Source organism: Chryseobacterium sp. CBo1, assembly GCF_001693475.1.
GTDB classification, from domain to species: Bacteria; Bacteroidota; Bacteroidia; order Flavobacteriales; family Weeksellaceae; genus Chryseobacterium; species Chryseobacterium formosense.
In genome coordinates this window covers 170,912-193,324 of sequence record NZ_MAUH01000023.1, presented here as the reverse complement: position 1 = coordinate 193,324, position 22,413 = coordinate 170,912, and the positions used below count along the sequence as shown (strand labels likewise).

General features: G+C 34.5%; 16 protein-coding genes. 10 read left to right on the top strand and 6 right to left on the bottom strand.

Annotation, left to right across the window (positions count from 1 at the left end; all coding sequences use genetic code 11):
* Positions 1-107 precede the first annotated feature (107 nt).
* From BA768_RS13470 to BA768_RS13460, 3 genes are all read left to right on the top strand, one after another.
* Positions 108-2,714 carry a T9SS-dependent M36 family metallopeptidase gene (locus BA768_RS13470; protein ID WP_065721168.1) on the top strand — a complete coding sequence of 869 codons (2,607 nt, stop codon included), beginning with the start codon at positions 108-110 and terminating at the stop codon, positions 2,712-2,714.
* Positions 2,715-2,832: 118 nt separating this feature from the next.
* The gene (locus BA768_RS13465) at positions 2,833-3,816 is read left to right on the top strand and encodes an EamA family transporter (RefSeq protein ID WP_065721167.1); all 984 of its coding nucleotides are present in this window, start codon (positions 2,833-2,835) and stop codon (positions 3,814-3,816) included.
* A 214-nt stretch (positions 3,817-4,030) separates the two neighbouring features.
* Complete coding sequence (locus BA768_RS13460; RefSeq protein WP_065721166.1) at positions 4,031-5,026, top strand: alpha/beta fold hydrolase; 996 nt, start codon at positions 4,031-4,033, stop codon at positions 5,024-5,026.
* A 290-nt stretch (positions 5,027-5,316) separates the two neighbouring features.
* Here the strand turns inward: BA768_RS13460 and rplS are convergent, their stop codons facing one another.
* On the bottom strand, positions 5,317-5,670 hold the full coding sequence (gene rplS, locus BA768_RS13455) for a 50S ribosomal protein L19 (RefSeq protein ID WP_034678700.1): 354 nt from the start codon (positions 5,668-5,670) through the stop codon (positions 5,317-5,319).
* Positions 5,671-6,187: 517 nt separating this feature from the next.
* On the opposite strand from rplS, the gene BA768_RS13450 reads away from it, so the two are divergent.
* On the top strand, positions 6,188-6,889 hold the full coding sequence (locus BA768_RS13450; RefSeq protein ID WP_065721165.1) for a CoA transferase subunit A: 702 nt from the start codon (positions 6,188-6,190) through the stop codon (positions 6,887-6,889).
* A gap of 159 nt (positions 6,890-7,048) precedes the next feature.
* On the opposite strand, the gene BA768_RS13445 is transcribed toward BA768_RS13450, so the two are convergent.
* Entirely contained in the window at positions 7,049-7,729 is a 681-nt protein-coding gene (locus BA768_RS13445) for a DUF3575 domain-containing protein (RefSeq protein ID WP_065721164.1), read from the bottom strand.
* Positions 7,730-7,808: 79 nt separating this feature from the next.
* Positions 7,809-9,614, bottom strand: a complete 1,806-nt coding sequence (locus BA768_RS13440; RefSeq protein WP_065721163.1) for an ABC transporter ATP-binding protein — start codon at positions 9,612-9,614, stop codon at positions 7,809-7,811.
* Between the two features lie 121 nt (positions 9,615-9,735).
* Between BA768_RS13440 and BA768_RS13435 the strand changes: the two genes are divergently transcribed.
* Positions 9,736-10,389 carry a CoA transferase subunit B gene (locus BA768_RS13435; RefSeq protein WP_065721162.1) on the top strand — a complete coding sequence of 218 codons (654 nt, stop codon included), beginning with the start codon at positions 9,736-9,738 and terminating at the stop codon, positions 10,387-10,389.
* A gap of 286 nt (positions 10,390-10,675) precedes the next feature.
* Here the strand turns inward: BA768_RS13435 and BA768_RS13430 are convergent, their stop codons facing one another.
* Positions 10,676-11,464: a DUF4197 domain-containing protein gene (locus tag BA768_RS13430; protein ID WP_034678690.1), complete on the bottom strand. Its 789-nt coding sequence runs from the start codon at positions 11,462-11,464 to the stop codon at positions 10,676-10,678.
* 233 nt (positions 11,465-11,697) lie between these two features.
* On the opposite strand from BA768_RS13430, the gene BA768_RS13425 reads away from it, so the two are divergent.
* The 5 genes from BA768_RS13425 (at position 11,698) to BA768_RS13405 (ending at position 19,118) form a co-directional block, all read left to right on the top strand.
* Complete coding sequence (locus BA768_RS13425) at positions 11,698-13,959, top strand: family 20 glycosylhydrolase (protein WP_065721161.1); 2,262 nt, start codon at positions 11,698-11,700, stop codon at positions 13,957-13,959.
* 69 nt (positions 13,960-14,028) lie between these two features.
* The gene (locus BA768_RS13420; RefSeq protein ID WP_065721160.1) at positions 14,029-15,027 is read left to right on the top strand and encodes an isoaspartyl peptidase/L-asparaginase family protein; all 999 of its coding nucleotides are present in this window, start codon (positions 14,029-14,031) and stop codon (positions 15,025-15,027) included.
* A 95-nt stretch (positions 15,028-15,122) separates the two neighbouring features.
* The gene (locus BA768_RS13415; RefSeq protein ID WP_065721159.1) at positions 15,123-15,785 is read left to right on the top strand and encodes a copper homeostasis protein CutC; all 663 of its coding nucleotides are present in this window, start codon (positions 15,123-15,125) and stop codon (positions 15,783-15,785) included.
* Positions 15,786-15,922: 137 nt separating this feature from the next.
* Positions 15,923-18,409, top strand: a complete 2,487-nt coding sequence (locus BA768_RS13410; protein WP_065721158.1) for a beta-mannosidase — start codon at positions 15,923-15,925, stop codon at positions 18,407-18,409.
* A gap of 217 nt (positions 18,410-18,626) precedes the next feature.
* Positions 18,627-19,118 (top strand): DinB family protein, encoded by a 492-nt coding sequence (locus tag BA768_RS13405; RefSeq protein WP_034678680.1) that lies wholly within the window; start codon positions 18,627-18,629, stop codon positions 19,116-19,118.
* Between the two features lie 134 nt (positions 19,119-19,252).
* Here the strand turns inward: BA768_RS13405 and BA768_RS13400 are convergent, their stop codons facing one another.
* Together BA768_RS13400 and BA768_RS13395 are read right to left on the bottom strand one after the other, a co-directional pair.
* A complete protein-coding gene (locus BA768_RS13400) occupies positions 19,253-20,203 on the bottom strand; it encodes a helix-turn-helix transcriptional regulator (RefSeq protein WP_065721157.1) in 951 nt (316 codons plus the stop codon).
* A gap of 208 nt (positions 20,204-20,411) precedes the next feature.
* Positions 20,412-22,136, bottom strand: coding sequence for an ABC transporter ATP-binding protein (locus BA768_RS13395; protein ID WP_083206684.1), 1,725 nt, complete (start codon positions 22,134-22,136; stop codon positions 20,412-20,414).
* Positions 22,137-22,413 lie beyond the last annotated feature (277 nt).

Here is a 22,413-nt window from a genome sequence, read left to right as displayed (position 1 = left end):
AAGTACTAATAATGAAAGCTGTCTTACCTGTAAGGCAGCTTTTTTTTAATAGTAAAGGAGAATATATTGCACAAAATCTCTTAATTTTATAAAGTAATACGATAACCATGATCAGAAACTTTATTTTGCACGTAAAATTTAAAAGAAGTCAGATCTTACTTCTTGTTTTTGCTTTATTACCACTATCGGCGTTTTCTCAGGATCACAAAAGAGTTTTACAAAACTATATTTCGACAAAACTTAGTCAGAGCTTCAAAAAATCTGATCTCAGAGATTTTGAAATAGATAATGTTGATAAATCTGAATCCTTAAACGGAGATATTGTAAAAATTCAACAAAAATTTAAAGGCTATCCTGTGTACAATGCCGTCGGAACAGTTTTGATAAAAGACAATAAAGTTCTTTACTACTCAGATTCATTCATTAAAGATTATAATTCTTCGGCATCATTAACAACTGCAATAAATAAAGAAAAAGCACTTGAAAATATTGCTCTGGCTTTAAATAAAAATGAAATAGCCGATTTTCAGATTTTAGAAAGTTCTTCCCATGACTCAGGTTATAAAAATTTCGTTAAGCAGAGATTGGTTTTCTGGGAATTAAATTCAGATTTAAAACTTGCTTATGAATTTTCTTTGCAGGAACCTGATTCTTCAAACTATTGGAATGTTTTAGTGGATGCTAATTCGGGCAAGATTATTTCGAAAGAAAATTTAAATATATCCTGTAATTTTCATTCAGATGCCTATTCAAGAGGATCGGGTGATATTATAAAACCTCAAAATATTCAGGATAATTTTTTTAAGTTAGCAGATAACGCAAGTTATAATGTTTTTCCATTGCCAGTGGAAGCGCCAACTTTCGGAAGTCGATCTGTTGTTTCAAATCCATGGATTTTAAGCTCGTCACCTGAAGGATGGCACTCGACAGGAGCTGCAAATTATACGATCACAAGAGGAAACAATGTGTATGCTTATGAAGATACAGGAGATAAAAATTTGCCCGGTTTTTCTCCTGATGGTGGTGCTGCAAGAAATTTTGATTTTCCATTTTCGATAAACGGAACTCCTACTTTCAACAGAAACGCAGCCATCACGAATCTTTTTTATATTAATAATAAAGTACACGATATTTTCTACAAATTCGGATTTACAGAATCCGCCAGAAATTTTCAACAAAATAATTTCGGAAAAGGAGGGATTGGAAACGATTATGTTTTGGCAGAAGCCCAGGATGGAGGAGGTTTGAATAACGCCAATTTCACAACTCCTTCCGACGGAAACAGACCTTTGATGCAAATGTATCTCTGGTCGACTGTAAACAGGTATTTATTTTATAATGCGCCCATTACAGCAATTCCGAGAATTCCACAGGCAAGTTCTGCACAATTTGGTCCGCAACTCAACGCAACCGGAGTCACTGGAGATGTTGTTTTAGCCTCTGTGATTGATGGCTGTTCGGCTTTACCTTCAGGTTCTTTAGCAGGAAAAATAGGCTTAATGGAAAGAGGAGGTGGAACAAACTGCACATTTGCTTTAAAAGTGAAAAATGCTCAAAACGCAGGAGCAGTTGCTGCAATTATTTATAATAATCCGACTGCTGCAAATTTTCCTTCTTCTATGGGCGGAACAGATACTACAATTACAATTCCGTCAGTTTTAATTACCAATGACGAAGGTGAATTTATTAAAACCCAGCTCAATAATTCGGTAACTGTAAATGTAACTTTAAAAAGTGATCCGGCAACTGCACTAACACCAGACGGAAGTTTTGACAACGGAATTATTACTCACGAATACGGACACGGAATCTCCAACAGATTGACAGGAAATGGCTATACCTGCCTTTTAAAATCTGCAAGCAAAGAGCAAATGGGGGAAGGCTGGTCAGATTTTTTTGCTTTAATGCTTACCAATAAACCGGGTGATGATGCGAGTGTTCCGAGAAGTATCGGAACTTATGCAAGCGGACAATCTGTAAGCGGAGCAGGATTCAGACCTGCAAAATATTCCCCTGATTTTTCAATCAATAATTATACTTACGGAGCTACCAACGGAATGGAAATTGAGGAAGATGGCGAAATTGTTCCCGATGTGCACAGAATTGGTTTTATTTGGGCATCAATGCTTTGGGATCTGCATTGGCAATATGCTGCAAAATACGGCTACTCTTCAGATGTGACTTCAAGCGTAAACAGCGGAAGTGCAAGAGTTTTACAATTGGTAACCGATGCCTTAAAATTACAGACTTGTAACCCTACATTTATCGACGGACGAAATGCAATTTTATCTGCTGAAATGCTCACAACCAAAGGAGAAGACCGTTGTATGATCTGGAAAACCTTTGCCAGAAGAGGTTTAGGATTAAATGCTTTGCCGGGAAATAAAATGAATATCAATGATCAGGTAGAAGATTTTTCGATTCCTAAAGACTGTACCGACGGAAATTCAAATGTTCAGCCGGATAAAAATTTAATATCAATTTATCCGAATCCGGCAAAAGATGAATTTTTTATTTATTTAAAAGATTTTACGATTGGAAGTCTTCATCTGCAGATTTACGATATCTCCGGAAAATTAGTGCTTTCTGAAAACAGATCTTCACAGGATGCAAGAATTCCGGTTTCTACCAAAGACTTTGAGAACGGAGTATATATTGTGAAAATTCAGGGTATCGGAATTGATTCCTCCACAAAAATTATAGTAAAAAAATAATCATCTAAATTTCATAATTATAAAATCACTTTAGAATTTCTAAGGTGATTTTTGTTATTACACAGTTATCTGATTTTTAAAATAATATGTTGTAACTTTTCCGGCCGTGAAAAAATTTATGAAGAAGAAAAATATTTTTAAAGGAGTATTGTTTGTTGGTTTGGGTGCAAGTATCTACGGAATGCTTGCAACCTTTGTGAAAATGGCATACAAAGACGGTTTTACAACATCAGAAGTTACAACCTCTCAGTTTGTATTGGGTTTGATCGGACTTTTGGTTTTAAATTTCATTCAGACCATTACCTCAAAAAAAAGATTATCATCACCAAGCCGTAAAGAATTCAGAATGCTCTTGTTGGCAGGAACTTCTTTGGGTTGTACAAGTTTGTTTTATTACATTGCAGTTCAGTATATTGCTGTTTCTATTGCGATTGTATTGTTAATGCAATCCGTTTGGTTCAGTGTGGTGGTAGAAAGTTTTATCACTAAAAAATTTCCGAATACCAAAAAAGTAGTGGCAACTTTAGTCGTTTTACTCGGAACGGTTTTAGCTACTAATCTCATCAATCTGGAAGTGAAATTAGAAGGACACGGAATCTTTTGGGGATTAATGGCTGCAGCATCATTTACGATGACGATGTTTACATCCAATACTTTGGCAACACATTTACCGGTTCTCAGAAAAAGTATCATTATGCTTACAGGCGGTTCTGTAATCGTAATGCTGTTCTTGTTTTTTGCCCAGATCGGACCGTTGCATTCTGAAACTTTAAAGTCATTTTATTTAAATTTCACTGAAAACACCGAACACATAAGACCTTTTGATTACTCAATTTTTTGGTCGTATGGTTTTATACTGTCACTATTCGGAACTGTTCTTCCGCCGATTTTATTCAATTTAGGATTTCCAAATACAGGTTTGGGATTGGGAAGCATTATTTCATCACTCGAACTTCCGGTTTCCGTAACAATGGCGTTTGTTCTTTTAAGTGAAAAAGTAATCCTTATTCAATGGATTGGAATTGTTCTGATTTTAATGGCAATTGTCTTGATGAATTTACCTTCCAAAAAAGAAAAACTGATTCCTCAAGAAATTTCTTAGAGCCAATGTTAAAATTTAAATTAGAAAATATTGCGGTCTTTGCTGAGTGAAACGCCTTTGCGAACGAAAAATATTTTCAAACACATTAAAGAAAAATCTTAGCGAACTTTGCGTTTAAAAATTAATAACAACAATCATAATTAAATTATAAATAACACCCAAAACCGTTTCTTTTGAAGCGGTTTTTTTAAATTTATATCTAAATTCAATTTTCATGAACCATTTCAAAAATATACTCACCGGAATTTCACTAACCATCACATCAGCTTTAGCTTTTTCACAGATAAAACCTTTAGACGCAACACTTTCTAACTACCAATATCCTTTTGAAGTTCATTTTAAAGATTTGAATTCTCAGAAACAAATCCTGAAAATGGCATACATGGATGTTAATCCGAAAAAATCCAATGGAAAAACCATTATGCTTCTTCACGGGAAAAATTTTAATGGAGCGTATTGGGAAAAAACAGCAAAAGATCTTTCAGACAAAGGTTTCAGAGTGATAATTCCGGATCAGATTGGCTTTGGGAAATCTTCAAAACCTCAAAATTATCAGTTCTCTTTTGCACAATTGGCAGATAACACCAAAGCGATTTTAGATGAACTAAAAATCAATAAAGTCATTGTTTTAGGACATTCGATGGGTGGGATGGTTGCGACAAGATTCACTTTAATGTATCCCGAAACCGTAGAAAAATTAATTCTTGAAAATCCAATCGGATTAGAAGATTATAAAACTTTAGCAAAATATCAGACGGTCGATGAGGCGTATCAGTCTGAACTAAAAAACACTGCAGAAACCTACAAAAATTACCAGCTGAAATTTTATTACGATAACAAATGGAAATCAGAATATCAACCCTGGCTTGACTTAATCGCAGGTTGGACTTTACACAAAGATTATCCCCAAGTTGCCTGGAATGCTGCATTAACAAGTGATATTATTTTTAATCAGCCAGTTGTTTATGAATTTAAAAACATTAAAGCACCGACCTTACTGATCATCGGAACAAGAGACAGAACCGCCATCGGAAAAGACCGTGCTCCAAAAGAAATTCAGCCGACAATGGGACAATATCAGGAACTTGGTAAGAAAACCCAAAGAGAGATTACAGGTTCAAAACTCGTAGAATTAGAAAACGTAGGTCACCTTCCGCACATCGAAGTTTATGATAAATTCTGGAGTGCTTTGTATGATTTTATTAAGTAGGATGAAAGTTTGAAGCGAGGTGGGAAGTTTGTAATACTGAAAATAAAACACTCGTGTTTTGCACACTTTCAAAATTCCCCTCCATTGGAGGGGTGGCGAAAATTTCACAGAAATTTTTGACGGGGTGGTTAAAAATAAATTATTTAAAAATACTTCCACGATAAGTCCCAAAGGAACGCTCTTCTAAATAATAAGATAAAATCCTATCAAAATGCAAATTGGAAAATACCAAAAATAAAAAGAGGCTCTCTAAAATAGAAAGCCTCTTTTCGTATGTGTTGTTGTCTGAATTACTTCTTGTAAGGAACGTCTTTAATTCTAGCCTTTTTACCTCTAAGATCTCTGAAGTAATAGATTCTAGATCTTCTAACTTTACCTCTTCTGTCAACTTCGATTTTTTGCAAAGCCGGCATGTTGATAGGGAAAACTCTTTCTACACCTACATCACCAGACATTTTTCTGATAGTGAAAGTTTTTGTAGCACCAGTTCCTCTCAATTGGATTACGGTTCCTTTGAAAAACTGAGTTCTCGTTTTTTGACCTTCTTTAATCTCGTAATACACAGTAATTGTGTCTCCTGCTTTAAATTCAGGGAATTCTTTTTTTGTAATGTACTGGTCTTGTACGTACTTTAATAAATCCATTATTAATAATATAAAAATGTTTAAAGCTAAGCAACTTACGCGTCTATCGCTAGAGGTTGAATAACAGATTGCAAAAATACAATTAAAAATCAATATAGCAAATATTATTATTAAAATATTTACAAACAATCCATTGTTGTAAATTGCTCATTATCCATTACTTATATTTTGGGCGTGTCCCTCTCAATCGCAATACCCACATCTCGGGTCGCTACGTCCGCTACAATCTTTTGTCTTGGCGGCGGCAAAGCCGCCGCCAAGACAAAAGGATTTTCACTACCATCGCTCACGCAAAACAAAATTCGTTTTTCTTTCGATATTAATTATCAAAGATGACATGATATATTTTCATACTGAATCTAGGAGGAGATGCTTACAGCATGACAATCTGCGTGAAGAATTATTTAAACTAATTCAATTAAAATCTGTGGAAATCCGTGAAATCTGTGGGAAATAAAAACATTTTCAATTTCGAATAAAAATACTAATTTAAGACCTTCAAATTTTATACTTAAAAATGATAGATAAAAGAGTAAAAAATGCGGTCGAAGCAATCGAAGGGATCAAAGACGGAATGACCTTAATGCTGGGCGGATTCGGACTTTGCGGAATTCCTGAAAATTCAATTAATGCTTTGGTAGAGAGTGATGTAAAAGACTTAACTTGTATTTCAAACAACGCAGGAGTCGATGATTTCGGATTGGGATTATTACTTCACAAAAGACAAATCAAGAAAATGATTTCTTCTTACGTTGGGGAAAACGCTGAGTTCGAAAGACAGATGCTTTCGGGAGAATTAGAGGTAGAGCTAACTCCGCAGGGAACTTTAGCGGAAAAATGCAGAGCGGCACAAGCGGGAATTCCTGCTTTTTATACACCTGCTGGTTTCGGAACTGAAGTCGCAGAAGGTAAGGAAGTAAAAGATTTCAAGGGAAAACCTCATATTTTAGAGCACGCTTACGAAGCAGATTACTCCATCGTAAAAGCCTGGAAAGGTGACCATGCAGGAAACCTTATTTTCAAAGGTTCGGCAAGAAATTTCAACCATCCGATGGCAGGAGCAGGAAAAATAACGATCGCTGAAGTGGAGGAACTGGTTGCACCGGGAGAACTAGACCCAAACCAGATTCATATTCCGGGAATTATGATCCAAAGAATTTTTCAGGGAGAAAAATTTGAAAAAAGAATCGAACAGAGAACCGTTAGAAAAAAAGATTAATTTCTAATCAATTTCCTGAAAAATAATACCCCGAAAGTCAATTTCGGGGTAATTTTATTTTATCAGTTATTTTAAACTGTCATTCATAACGAAGCAAAAGCGTGGTGAAGAATCTATTATTCTCAATCATATAAACTTCCATCATCCATCTTCTAACTATTACAACCTAAGTCCAACTCTCAATCCAAAACAAAAGTTAAATACATTTCCGGAACTTTCCTCCAGATTCAGCTTTTGAAAAAGAGGTTCTAATCCTGTTCCTGCAATTTCATGTTTGGATTCATCATAAACAATAGCAATATTTTCTATTTTTCTGTTCATCAATCCCAAACCTAAATAAGGTTCAAGAACAATTTTTTTAGACACTGAAATCTGATTTCCAAACATCAAATTAAAACCTTTTGCCTTTCTTTTGAATCCAAAATTATCAGAAAATTTTACATCCGCATCATTTAAAGGAGAATATTCTATGATATCTGTACTTTGATTTTGACGGTAAAATAATTGTAATCCTACATAAAATTCATTCCGTTTAGATTCAATTCTTGAATTGATTATTTTAAATAAGTAAATTCTACCTTCAAGATTGGTTTTTAAACCTTTTGATTTTAATATGGGATTATCTGCTTTGCTAAATTCATAAAGTTGATATCCGGCTTCGGCGTTGATACTGAAATATGAATTTATTTTTCTTTCAGCAGAAATCTGTAAAGTCGGGTAAGATACAGCATCTATCAATTGCGTTGCATTCAGTTTTAAAATCCACTTGCTTTCTTTTGATTCCTGTGCAAAAATCAAAGTTGAAAACGCAAAAGTAAGAATCTGTAGAAATCTTTTCATTCAAATTATTTTTAAGTTTAAAACGATTTAAAAATATTGAAAAAAAACACACTGTATTGAAATAAAAAGAACAAGTTTTTTAAGTTAAAGGTAATTCTGTTGCCTTTCTTTCTCCGATCTGCTGTCTCCACATCGCATAATACAAGCCTTTTTCTTCTATTAATTGTAAATGTGAGCCTGTTTCTATAATATTTCCGCGTTCCAAAACAAAAATTCTGTCGGCGTGCATAATGGTACTCAATCGGTGGGCGATAAGGACTGTAATCTGTTCTTTCTCCTTAGAAATTTCTTTAATGGTTGTCGTAATTTCTTCTTCCGTAATGCTATCTAATGCAGAAGTCGCTTCATCAAAAATCAGTAAATGAGGTTTTCTCAATAGAGCTCGGGCAATGGCAATTCTTTGTTTTTCACCACCGCTTAATTTTAATCCACCTTCTCCTATTACCGTTTCAATTCCGTTTTCAGCACGTTCTAAAAGCGCAGTACAGCTTGATTTTTTTAAGGCTAATTGTAAATCTTCCTCAGTGGCAGAGGGGTTTACAAATAAAAGATTTTCCTTAATTGTTCCTGCAAAAAGTTGTGTATCCTGAGTTACAAAACCAATTTGGTTTCTCAATTCATCAAAATCAAATTCTTTTCCGTCAATATTATTGTAAAGAATAGAACCTTCCTGCGGTCTGTATAAACCGACTAGCAATTTCACCAATGTACTTTTTCCTGATCCACTTGGTCCTACAAAAGCAATCGTTTCGCCATTTTTTACATGAAATGAAATAGAATTTAAAGCTTTATAATGTGCACTTTGATGTTGAAAAGAAACTTTTTGAAATTCCAGTTCTTCAATAGCTCCTATTTTCTTTGGAGTCAGAGGTTTTGGTTCAACTTCTTTTTTCATCACCCGGTCAAAATTATTCAATGAAGCTTGGGCTTCACGATACGAAATGATAATGTTCCCGATTTCCTGCATCGGTCCAAAAATGAAGAATCCGTAAAACATTAATGATAAATATTGTCCAGGAGTTACAATATTTTTAAAAATCAATAATAATAATGTGAAGGTGATTACTTGTTGCAGAAAGTTTACCAAAGTTCCCTGCACAAAGCTCAAAGAACGAATACTTTTTACTTTTCTCAATTCCAGATTCAAGATTTTGTAGGTATTGTTATTCAGACGTTCAACCTCCTGATTGGTAAGTCCTAAACTTTTTACGATCTCAATGTTTCTAAGACTTTCTGTGGTACTTCCTGCCAAATTGGTAGTTTCAGTAACTATATTTTTCTGAATGTTTTTTATTCTTTTACTCAATAAATTGGTAACAACCGCAATGAAGATAATTCCGACTACATAAACCGGCATAATCGACCAGTGCAGACGAATGGCATACACAGAAACGAAAATAATGCTTACCAGAATTCCAAAAAATACATTGATGAAATTATTAATGAATTTCACTGAGTCTTCACGAACTTTTGTTAAAATAGAGAGTGTTTCACCACTTCTTTGGTCTTCAAACTCTTGAAAAGGCAGTCTCATCGAATGTTGGAGACCATCCGTGAAAATTTTTGCACCAAATTTTTGAATAATCACACTCACCACATAATCCTGAAAAGCTTTGGCAATTCGGCTGATCATTGCGGTTCCTATCAAAAGTCCTAAAAAATAGAATACACCGTGATAAATATCAGTTCCGTAAAGATATTGTTCTAAAGTTCTTGGAATCAGTTTTTCTTTATCAAAATGATTGGGCTGGTTGACCAGTTTATCAAGAATATTCCCGGTAATTGCAGGAGCGAAAAGTGAAAATACCTGATTTATAGCGGCTAACAACAATGATGCGATGATAAGCCATTTATAGGGTTTTAAATATTGTAATAGAATTTTCATTTGTAAATTTAAAGCGCACAAATTTACAACAATTTACATCGAAAGATTTATCATAGGATAAGAAAAGAAACTATTTCGTAATTCTGAAAAAATGGCTAATTTGGCGGGATAAGATTATGCTATGCTAACGAAAGAACAAATTGCACAAAGAATTTCCAGAGAAGTAAAAGACGGGTATTATGTAAATTTAGGAATCGGAATTCCAACATTGGTTGCGAATTACGTTCCAAACAATCTTTCCGTAGAGTTTCAGAGTGAAAACGGAGTATTGGGAATGGGGCCTTTTCCTTTCGAAGGGGAAGAAGATGCAGACATCATCAACGCCGGAAAACAGACCATTACGATCTTGGATGGAGGTTCATTCTTCGATTCAGCCTTTAGTTTCGGGATGATCAGAGCTCAAAAAGTAGATTTAACGATTCTTGGAGCGATGGAAGTTTCAGAAAATGGAGATATTGCCAACTGGAAAATTCCCGGGAAAATGGTAAAAGGAATGGGAGGTGCAATGGATTTGGTAGCTTCTGCAGAAAATATTATCGTTGCAATGATGCACGTCAATAAAGCAGGAGAAAGCAAAATTCTCAAAAAATGCACACTTCCTTTAACTGGGGTTAACTGTGTGAAAAGGGTAGTAACTGAATTAGCAGTTTTAGATGTTACTCCGGAAGGTTTTAAGCTTATTGAAAGAGCTCCGGGAGTTTCGGTAGAACACATCATCAAATCAACAGAAGCTGATTTGATCATTGACGGAGAAATTCCTGAAATGCAATTTTAAGATAAAGAAAACCTTGTCCGCTCGACAAGGCTTTTTTATTGAAATATTTAAGGTTAGTAGTGAAAAACCGACATAGGAAATCGTAGCGTTAAGAAAATAAAATCTGTGAACGTTAAGAAAATTCTACTGTTTGAGTGCGGAACAAATATTCAACCGAATTAACAATATTAAATCCGTACGAGTTTTAGAATTTTTAGAAAACAGAATTTATTTTTAGCGAAGAGTTCCCAGTCTTGATTTTTTGGTTCGTTTTGCATCAAGGCAAAATGAACAATTTAAGAAAAAACTATTTACCATCCTGCGCTCCAAAAACCTTCTGCAAAAGACTTGTGGTTCTCATCACAGAATTATTTCTGATGCCGCTTTCCTTTTCTGCTACCATTTTGAAAACACCATTAATGGTTTCATTGGTAACATATTCGTTAAGGTCTGTAGAAACAGCTTGTCCGGTTAACGTATTATATTTCGAAATTAGATTAGTCCATACTTTATCTGCACCCACTTTTCCCAATGAAGCTTTTACTTTCGGCTGAAATGCATTGAATAGCTGACTCTGGGTTTTACCCTGCAAATAACTTGTTGCAGCATTATCACTTCCCAATAAGATGTTTTTGGCATCGGTGATGGTCATTGAAGTAATAGCCTTTGTAAAGATTGGAGCAGCTTCTACAACTGCATCTTCAGCAGCTCTGTTTAGTAATTTCACGCCCTGATCTGCCAAACTTCCCATCCCTAAAGTACGAAGAGTAGTATCAATTTTTTTTAATTTTTCAGGCATTAAAATTTTTACTGCTTCATTTTTCAGGAAACCGTCTGTTACTCCTAATTTTTTTACTCCTTCATTTACTCCAAGATTTAAAGCTTCCTTTAAACCTGATGAAATCTGGGTTGAAGTTAGGCTTCCTAAGTTCACTGGCGAAGAAGAATTAGCTGGAGTTGTAGAATTGGTTTTCGTTGTAGTGGTTGTCGGTTTTTTGAGCTGATCTTTTACGGAAGATTTTATAGCTTCAAAAATTTGTGCGTTCGTAGAAACTGAAAATAATAACACGCTCGTCAATAAAATTGTTTTTTTCATCGTTTTATTTTATGCAAAATTAGATATTTTAAACACAGAAAAGTTAAATGCAGACTTTTATATTTAAACAAAAATGTAAATAATGCAGGTTTTTAGCGAGCTCCGGAGGAGCGACACCTTTATAGAAAAAGAAGTTTCAAAAATTTTGAGCTTCATAGGAGACACACATAGTAGGAATTATCCAAAAATCGTAAGAAAAGAATTATATTCGCTAAACTCAAATCAAATTCAGAATGCAGCGTATTTTACTAGTCTTTTGTCTATTATTTTCTACTGTTTTTTTCTCTCAGAATAGATTAAATTTAATTCCTTATCCACAAAAAGTGGAATTTCAAAAGGGAGAATTTATTATTCCTGAAACTTTTGTACTAAGTGGAAATCTTCCCGAAAAAGAAACAGATTACTTAAAAAAACAATTGAGTTCAATATTAAAATTTGAAAATAGAGTAAAGGAAGGAAATATTCAGCTTGAAAATTCTTCATTGCCTGCAAACCATTTAATGACTGAACAGGATAAAGAAAAGTATGTATTGGAAATTTCACCAAAATACATTCATATTAAATCGGTAACAGATCGGGGTTATTTTCTGGCACTTCAGACTCTAATCCAAATTATAGATCAGTTCAAAGATTCCAAAAAAATTCCTGCAATGGTTATAGAAGACCAGCCAAAATTCGCATGGCGTGGAATGCATCTCGATGTCTGCCGTCATTTCTTCACGGTTGAAGAAGTAAAACAATACATCGATTATTTAGCAATGTATAAATTGAATACTTTTCACTGGCATTTAACAGACGATCAGGGTTGGAGAATTGAAATTAAGAAATATCCGAAATTAACAACTGTAGGAGCAAAGCGTAAAGAATCCATGATTGGAGCGTATGTTGATAATACTTTTGACGGAAAACCTTACGGACCGTATTTTTATACTCAGGAACAAATTAAAGATGTTGTAAAATATGCGACAGAAAGGCATATCACAGTAGTTCCGGAAATAGAAATGCCGGGTCACGCTTTGGCGGCTTTATCTGCTTATCCGGAATTAGCTTGTACAAAAGGACCTTTCGAACCAGCAACAAAATGGGGCGTTTTTGATGATGTTTTTTGCCCGAAAGATGAAACATTTACATTTTTAGAAAATGTTTTGGATGAGGTAATCACGCTTTTCCCTTCTCAATACATTCACATCGGAGGTGACGAGTGTCCGAAAACAAGATGGAAAGAATGTGCTCATTGTCAGGAATTAATTAAGAAAAATAATCTGAAGGATGAACATGGTTTGCAAAGTTATTTCATTCATAGGATTGAAAAATATGTAAATTCAAAAGGAAGAAAAATCATAGGCTGGGACGAAATTTTGGAAGGCGGATTAGCTCCAAACGCAGCCGTAATGAGCTGGACAGGAATAAAAGGAGGAGTTGAGGCAGCAAAATCAGGACATTTTGCTGTTATGACACCAGGATCTTATTGTTATTTCGATCATTATCAGGGAGATACGGCAACAGAGCCAAATGCTTTCGGAGGTTTTACACCTTTGGATAAAGTCTATTCTTACAATCCGATTCCGGCTGAATTAAATGCAGAACAGGCAAAATACATCAAAGGTGTTCAGGCCAATTTATGGACGGAATATATTCTTGATTTCAAGCAGGTTCAATATATGATTTTCCCGAGATTGTTGGCACTTTCAGAAGTGGGTTGGGGAACAGCAGATCCTAAAAATTATAAAGAATTTGAAGGAAGAGTGATTAATGAATTCAAGGTGTTGGATAAAATGGGGGTAAATTATGCGAAAAGTATTTACAACATTTCAGGAAAAGCCGCAGCAGCAAATGATGGAGTTTCTTATGAATTGTCAACATCCCAAAATCAAAACGGAATCCGATATACGCTGGACGGAACGGAGCCGAATGTAAATTCCCAAACGTATCAGAATGCAATTCCTGTTTCAAAATCGAGGACTATAAAATCTGCATATTTTGAAAACAGACAATTGAAAAGTGCAGTTTCTTCACAGACTTTCACAATTTCAAAAGCGACTGGGAAAAAAATTACCTTAGAACAGCAACCTAGTGAAAATTATTCTTTCGGGGGAGCGTTTACTTTGGTTGACGGAATTATCGGAAATCAAAGACAACTGGGAAAAACTTGGCTTGGTTTCAAAGGAAAGGATGTAGTTGCAACCATTGATTTTGGAAAAAAAACTCAGTTTTCGGAAATTTATTTCAATACGTTAGATAATAAAGGAAGCTGGATTCACTTTGCAAAATCAGCTCAGGTTTTTATTTCTGATAACGGAACGAATTTTAAAATGATTAAAGAGATCGGGAAAGATGAAATTCTTGCTGCAAAAGGTAAAATTAAATTAAATGTAGGAAATCAAAATTCGAAATATCTCAAAATTCAAATAGAAAATGCAGGAATTATTCCGGCAGGAAATCCCGGTGCAGATTCGAAAGCATGGCTTTTCGTTGATGAAATCGGTGCTAATTAATTCAGTATTTAAAATTTAACATTCAAAATTAGTTGAAACTCAACCTTAACCTCAACCTCAATCTAAAATATGAATTCACGTAGAAAATTTCTAAAAAATACAGCAATAGCATCATCAGCATTATTATTGAATCCATTGGATTTAATTGCAAAAGATTTACCTGAAAACAATACAAAAACAGTTAACAAACCCATCGTTCTTTCTACATGGAATTTTGGTTTAAAAGCTAACGAAGAAGCCTGGACAATTCTTGGAAAAGGAGGTCGAGCTTTGGATGCTGTGGAAAAAGGAGTTCGTTTGGTTGAAAATGATTCTACAGAAAGAAGTGTGGGTTATGGAGGCCGCCCCGACAGAGACGGAAGAGTAACGTTGGACGCCTGTATTATGGATGAAAATTATAATATTGGTTCGGTTGCTGCTTTGGAAAATATTAAAAATCCGATTTCAGTGGCAAGAGCCGTGATGGAAAAAACGCCTCATGTGATGTTGGTTGGGGATGGAGCTTTACAATTTGCAGTTTCTCAGGGTTTTAAAAAAGAAAATATTCTTACCGCTGAATCTGAAAAAGAATGGAAAGAATGGTTGAAAGACAGTAAATATCAACCTATTGTAAACATTGAAAATCATGATACGATTGGGATGGTTGCTTTGGATTTTAACGGGAATCTTTCCGGAGCATGTACAACCAGTGGAATGGCTTTCAAAATGCATGGAAGAGTGGGTGACTCACCAATCATTGGAGCGGGTTTATTTGTTGATAATGAGGTAGGTGCAGCGACGGCGACAGGTCATGGTGAAGAAGTAATTCGAACGGTGGGAACTCATTTGGTTGTAGAATTAATGAGACAGGGCAGGAATCCACAACAGGCTTGTAAAGAAGCAGTTGAAAGGATCGTGAGAATTACAAAAGCAAGAAAGAAAAATCTAAAAGATATTCAGGTTGGTTTTATTGCGATCAATAAAAAGGGTGAATATGGTTCGTATTGTATTCAGGATGGGTTCAATTTTGCCGTTTACGACCAAAAAGGAAACCGTCTGGAAAAACCTGAATTTGTGTTGAGATCATAATTTTATACATTAAAATATCAATAGGAACGGGCTTTAGCCCGTTTTCAAAATATAAACAATCAATTGGCTTTAGCCAAAACTTAAAAGAAAACTAAATGTCAAAAATAGAAATAGCCTGCTTCAACGCCGAATCCGCGATCATTGCGTACGAAAACGGAGCAGACAGAATAGAATTATGCGACGGATTAAGCGAAGGCGGAACAACACCCGATTTTGAAACCACCAAACAGCTTAGAGAAAAAATAAACAGTCCCATTTTTGTAATGATTCGTCCTCGTGGAGGAGATTTCACCTATTCTGATGCTGAGTTTGAACAAATGAAATCAGAATTAATTCGATTAAAATCATTAAATGTCGACGGCTTCGTTTTTGGAATTTTAGATGAAAATGATGAGGTGAATATGGAACAAAATAAAGAATTGGTGGAGTTGGCAAAACCTTATCAATGTACTTTTCACCGTGCTTTCGACAGAGCAAAAGGTTTAGAAAATTCACTGGAAAAAGTGATTGAATGTGGTTTTAAAACCATTCTTACTTCAGGCCAAAAACCAAATGTTTTGGAGGGAAAAGAAAATCTGAAGAAGCTGGTTGAATTGTCCAACGGAAGAATCGAAATTCTTGTCGGTGGCGGACTTCGTTCAACAAATATTGAAGAAATCAGAGACTTTACAAAGGCCGGATATTTTCATTCTTCTGCGATTACGGATGACGACGCTTTTGCGGTTGCAGATGAGATTATTGCTTTGAAGAGTAAATAAACATTAAAAATATACGTTCACTTTGTCATTCTGAACGAAGCAAAGCGGCGTGAAGAATCTCAATTTCCACTGCTTAGATTCTTCTTTCGTCAGAATGACAAAGATTGCGTTTAATTCAAATATAAATCAAAATATTGATGAACAAAATTTTACTTTTTTCTTTCATTTTCATACTAACTTTAGTCAACGCACAATCTTCTGAGCGAAATTTATCCTCAGAAAATTGGAAATTCAAAAATTCAAAAGATAAAAATTGGCTGACAGCCACGGTCCCGGGAACGGTTCATTTGGATTTAATGAAAAATAAAATTATTCCCGATCCTTATAAAGATGAAAATGAGAAAAAAGTACAGTGGATAGAAAATGAAGACTGGGATTATCAGACGAATTTTAAGATTTCTTCAAACGAATTAAAGAATCAAAATATTGAATTGGTTTTTAATGGATTGGATACGTTTTCTGAAATTTATTTAAACGGAAAGTTGATACAATCAACAGATAATATGTTCAGAAAATGGACGATGCCGGTGAAACAAAATTTAAAAATTGGCGAAAATATTTTACAGATCAAATTCAGCTCTGCTGTAAATGTAGGAAAAGAATTGGCGAAAAAAGTTCCTTTCACAACGCCAGAATCTCCAAGAAGTTATGTAAGAAAAGCGCAATATCAGTTTGGATGGGATTGGGGACCAAGATTGGTGACAGCAGGAATCTGGAAAGATGTAAAACTAAATTTCTGGAATCAGGCAAAACTTGAAAATGTAAAAATCGAACAAAAAGTTTTAACAAAGCAAAAAGCGAATTTAAATATTTACGCTGATATTGTAGCGGATAAAGAAGGGAAATATTCGTTTTCGATTAACAATACAATCAATACTATTCAATTAAAAAAAGGAAAAAATACCATTTCGCTTCCTTTTACTATTGATAATCCGAAATTGTGGCAACCCAATGGTTGGGGTGATCCGAATTTATATCAATTAAAAATTTCCTTACAAAAAGATTCAAAATGGATTGATGAAAAATCTGAACGAATCGGATTGAGAACGGTTGAATTAATTCAGAAAAAAGACGAGAAAGGAAAATCTTTTTATTTTAAAATCAATGGAAATTCAATGTACGCGAAAGGCACAAACTGGATTCCTTCCGACAGCTTTACCCCGAGAATTACCAAAGAAAAATATCAGAAACTCATCAAAGATTCCAAAGAAGCAAATATGAATATGATCCGTGTCTGGGGCGGCGGAATTTATGAAGACGACGAATTTTATAAAGCCTGCGACGAAAACGGGATTTTAGTTTGGCAGGATTTTATGTTTGCAGGAAGTTTTTATCCATCAGATGAAAATTTTAAGAAAAATGTGGAATTTGAAGTTCGGGATCAGATCAATCGACTGCAAAATCATCCTTCATTGGCTTTATGGTGTGGAAATAATGAGGTGGACGAAGCGATTGTCAATTGGGGATATCAGAAACAATTTAAATATTCAAAAGAAGATTCTTTACAGGTTTGGAAAGATTACAAGAAAATTTTTCATGAAGTGATTCCAAATGCTATAAAAAAATACGCAACAAGCGACAAATCTATTTACTGGCCGAGTTCACCGTCAATCGGTTGGGGACATAAAGAAAGTTTAACTGAAGGAGATTCTCATTATTGGGGCGTTTGGTGGGGCGAACAGCCATTTGAGATTTTTAATGAAAAAGTTCCGAGATTTGCTTCTGAATACGGATTTCAGGGAATGCCAACATTGGGAACGACAAAATCAATGTTCTCCGAAACTCATGATTTAAGTTTACAAAATGGAACAATAAAAGCACACGAAAAACATTCCAGAGGTTGGGAAATCATCGATTTGTACATGAAAAGGGATTATATAATTCCGGCCGATTTTGTGAAATATAATTACGTTTCTCAACTGCTTCAGGCTCGCGGAATGCAGGTTGCCATTGAAGCGCATCGTCGTGCAAAACCTTATAATATGGGAACTTTGTATTGGCAATTGAATGATTGTTGGCCTGTGGTTTCGTGGGCTTCTATTGATTATTTGGGAAATTGGAAAGCGTTGCATTATCAGATCAAAAGAAGCTTTGAAAATCAAGTGGTTTTAACGGAGGAAAAAGATGATTTTTTGAATTTTTATGGCATTAATGATGAATTGAAAAAGTTTGAAGATGTAAAAGTTGAAATTCAGGTTGTTGGTTTCAATGGAAAAGTTTTAAATGATCTGACAGCTGTTCAAAATGGAAAAACGTTGGACGGAATTGTAAAATTTGAGCATATTGAAATCAAAAATTTAATTAAATATTCCAATAAAAATGAAGTCTTTTTAAAATTAACCCTAAAAGACAAAAACAGGAAAATCATTGCTCAAAACAATCATTTTTTAGTAAAACCAAAAGATTTAAAATTATCAAAACCAACCATAAAAATCAAGAGGATTTCATCAACAGAAATTGAAGTTTCCACAGACGTTCTGGCGAAAGATGTTTATTTAATGGGAGATACTAATTTTAGCGATAATTTCTTCGATTTGCTTCCAAAAACTTCAAAGAGAATTACACTTTCTAAGCCTTTGGAGAAAGTTGAGGTGATGAGTCTTTGGGATACCATGAATAATTAAAAAGACCGATTTTAAAAACCGGCCTAATTCAAATTTATCTACCTCTACATGATTTGCAGTTAAAACATTTGTGTATCGGATGTCAATCTAACGTGAGAAATATCTATTTATTTTAAAAATTTTAATTTTTTTTTATTATAAAAAAACCTACTGACAAACTGTTGTCATCAACTGGGATTACCTTTGTCTTAACATTAACAAACAAAATAAAAACGTTATGACAACTACAGCAACAGCAACGAAACAATTTATCTCTTCAGACCAACTTTTAGAGCATTGGCAAGGTCACAGAAATCTAACAAGAAGAGTAATCGAATCATTTCCTGAAAAAGAATTATTTGAATTTTCAGTAGGCGGAATGAGACCTTTCGCAAAATTGGCGGTTGAATTGATCAGCATTGCAGGTCCTGCTTTGAAGGGAATTGTAGAACAGCAGATCGAAGGTTTCTCGGAGGAAGCTTTTCAGCCAAAAACAAAAGAAGAGCTTTTGGCAAAATGGGATTCTGAAACGCAGGTAATCAATCATTATTTCAATCAGATTTCTGAAGAAAGATTTCAGGAAACATTCAATTTATTTGGTCAGTATGAATTTCCGGTGTATCAGAATATTCTTTATTTTATTGATAATGAAGTTCATCATCGTGGGCAAGGTTATACCTATTTAAGAGCTTTAGGAATTGAGCCGCCTTTCTTTTGGGAAAGATTCTAAGCATTTTTTTATACTTAAAATTTAAATCTCTCGCAGATTTTGCAAATTCAGCAGATTTTATTTTCAATCATCTGTGAGTATCTGTGAAATCAGTGAGAGATTTTTACTGTCATCAAGACACGAATATTTTATAATTAAAAATTCTTCGAAACTTTCTGAACCAATTCCCTCATTGTCGTTTTTAAAGACTCAGGTTCGATGATTTCGGCATAATCAGAAAAAGTAATCAACCAACGGGGAAATCCTTCGTCAATCCATTCAGTTTCAAAGGTTAATTCAAAACCATTTTCGGCTTCTTTTTCTTCGGTTAAACCATAATACACTTTGGAATTTCCCAAATGTCCCATGATTTTTTTATCGACTAAAAGCTTGACGATGGTTTTATTTCCATTCGGATTTTTTCGGTAATCGTTGATTTGTCCGTATTCCTGTAGAAAAGGAGTTTGCATTTTACTAAGCTTTAAAATACGGTCAATTCTGAATTGCCTGAAATCATTTCTTAACGTGCAGTACGCAATGATATACCAATAATTAAATTCAAAAAAAACACCGACCACTTCAACCGTTCGTGTAGAAATTTCTTCATTTACCGTTTTATAATCAATACAAATCTGTACTTTTTCGGCAATACTTTCCAAAATAGTCGGGATGATATTTTTAATTTTATCTTCAGTTTTTGGATAGTTATCAAAAATATCAATTTGCTTTTCGATGTTTGCCAATAGATTTCTGTCGGAATATTTCAGAACCGATCGAACCTTTTCCATCGCAGTTTTATAATGACTTCCAAGGCTTTCGTGTGAAAAACGCTGCATCAGTTTTTCAGCTGTAATGAAACTCAGAACTTCTTCTTTGGTAAACATCACAGGCGGAAGTTTGTAACCATCCATCAGAGAATATCCGCTTCCGGCTTCTCCAATGATGGGAATTCCCGCATTTTCCAGAGTTTTCACATCGCGGTAAATCGTTCTTATGCTCACGTCGAATTTTTCTGCCAAATCCTGTGCTCTTACAATCGGTTTTGATTGCAGTTGCGTAAGAATGGCGGTGACACGGTCGAGTTTCTTGAGGTAATGGTCGTTCATTTTTGAGTGATAAATTTGTAGTGAGAAGTGAAGAATTTGTTGATGTAAATTTATTTTAATGCAAATGAATATTAAACTTTTATTTACCACAAGGTATACAAAGGTTTTTCACAAAGAGCACAAAACTTTGAGTTCATTGTGAAATTCTTGGTGTACTTTGTGGTAAGAATCATTCATAAAAAATCGTTAATCCTTAAAAAATGACATATTAATTCTTAAAAGTATTCACCAATTTATCCAGATTCAGACTTCTCGCAGAAGCATCAAAAATTTCTCGGTAAGTTCCATTCATCTGTACCAATTCATCGTGAGTTCCGCTTTCTACAACTTCACCTTTTTTCATGACATAAATTTTATCCGAATCTAAAATCTGTGAAAGCGAGTGCGAAATAATTACAACGGTTCTGCCTTCTTTTATTGCATCCAAAGAATTTTTAATCTGTTCGGTAGCAATCGCATCAAGACTTGCAGTAGGTTCGTCAAGGAAAATAATGGGTGGGTTTTTCAGAAATAATCTTGCAATCGCAATTCTCTGTTGTTGTCCACCGGAAAGTTGAGTCGCATCGTGTTGATATTTTTCCGGAAGGTCTAAAATCTGTTCGTGCAGATAGGCTTTTTTGGCCGCTTCTTCAATTTCTTCAAAACTCGCATTCATATTTCCATAGCGAATATTATCTTCAATACTTCCCTGGAAAATGTGATTTTTTTGTAATACCAAACCTAGATCGTCTCTTAAAAAAGTATTGTTGTAATTGGTTAAATCAACTTTATCTAAAATAATTTCTCCGGAATCCGGAAGATAAAATTTACAAAGAAGATTGATAATGGTCGATTTTCCGGCACCGCTTAATCCTACTAAAGCCGTAGTTTTCCCGTTTTCTATGGTCATCGATACATTCTTCAAAGCTTTTGTTCCGTTTGGATATGTGAAATCTACGTTTCTCAGTTCAAAATTACCCTTGATTTCATTTTCTACAAAGGTTCCGTTCGGTTCAATCTCGTTTTCAGCATTTAAAATATCAAAATAACCTTCCGCATAAATCATCGCATCATTCATATCGTCATAGATTCTATGAAGCTGTCTTATGGGTGAAGAAACATTGCTGAAAAGCATGATGTGAAGCATGATGGCTCCAATCGTCATTTGCTGGTCTAAAACCAGATAAACCGTCAAAAGAATGATTAAAACAACCCCAAACTGCTCGATAAATGTTTTTAAACCGTCATAAATAAAATTGGTTTTTCGGGTAAACATTTGGCTATCCATCAACTGCATCTGCAAATCGTACTGCTTTTTACCTTCAAACTTTTCACGCACAAAACTTTTTATCACCATAATAGAATTGATTAAATTTAAAAGTCCTGAAGTTTTCTGTTCACGCTGATTTCTCAATGTTCGTCTCACACCGCCTAGCTTTTTTGCCTGTAACGAACTGATGTAAAAATAAATCGGAACAATAATCGTAGAAACCAGTCCAACATATACATTCTGAATGTACATGATAATCAAAGCAATTATCGCATTTGAGAAAAGCGGTAAAATATCAATGAAAAAGTTCTGAACCAATCTCGTTAAACTTTCAATTCCTCTGTCGATTCTAATTTGAAGCTTCCCTGATTCGTGGTTTTCGTCATTAAAATAAGCGACTCTATATTTAAGAATTTTATCAATGGCAGACTGTGCTAAAACCGAACTTACATTAATCCTGATTTTCTCACCATAAAATTTCTGCCCGAAATTGATGAAAATATTCAATAATTCTTTTCCTAATAAAATAATCGAAATAATAATTAAAATGTGAATTCCTTCACTCATTGGATTAGGTAAATGCGTCAGTTTTGTGACTTCATCCACCGTATATTTTAAAACTAAAGGGTTTACCTGAGCTGCCAAAGCGCCGAGAAAAGTAAGAAACAAAGTTCCGTAAATCATCGGTCGGTAAGGTTTTATAAACGGAACCAGCTGTCTGTAGATCCCGAATAAAGTCACTGTTCTGTTAAAAGGTTTTGCCATGATTTGGTTTAAATGAAAAACGTACCATTCTGAGAGAAAAGGTACGTTTTATTATATTTTTCAGCAAATAATTTCTAAGAACTTTTCGCTTTAATTAATTTCTAAATCTTTTAAACCATTAAGATAGTTAAGTTGTTAAGTATAATTATTCTTTATATTTTTTTAAGATTTACCAAGGTAAATTATTAAGCGTTGT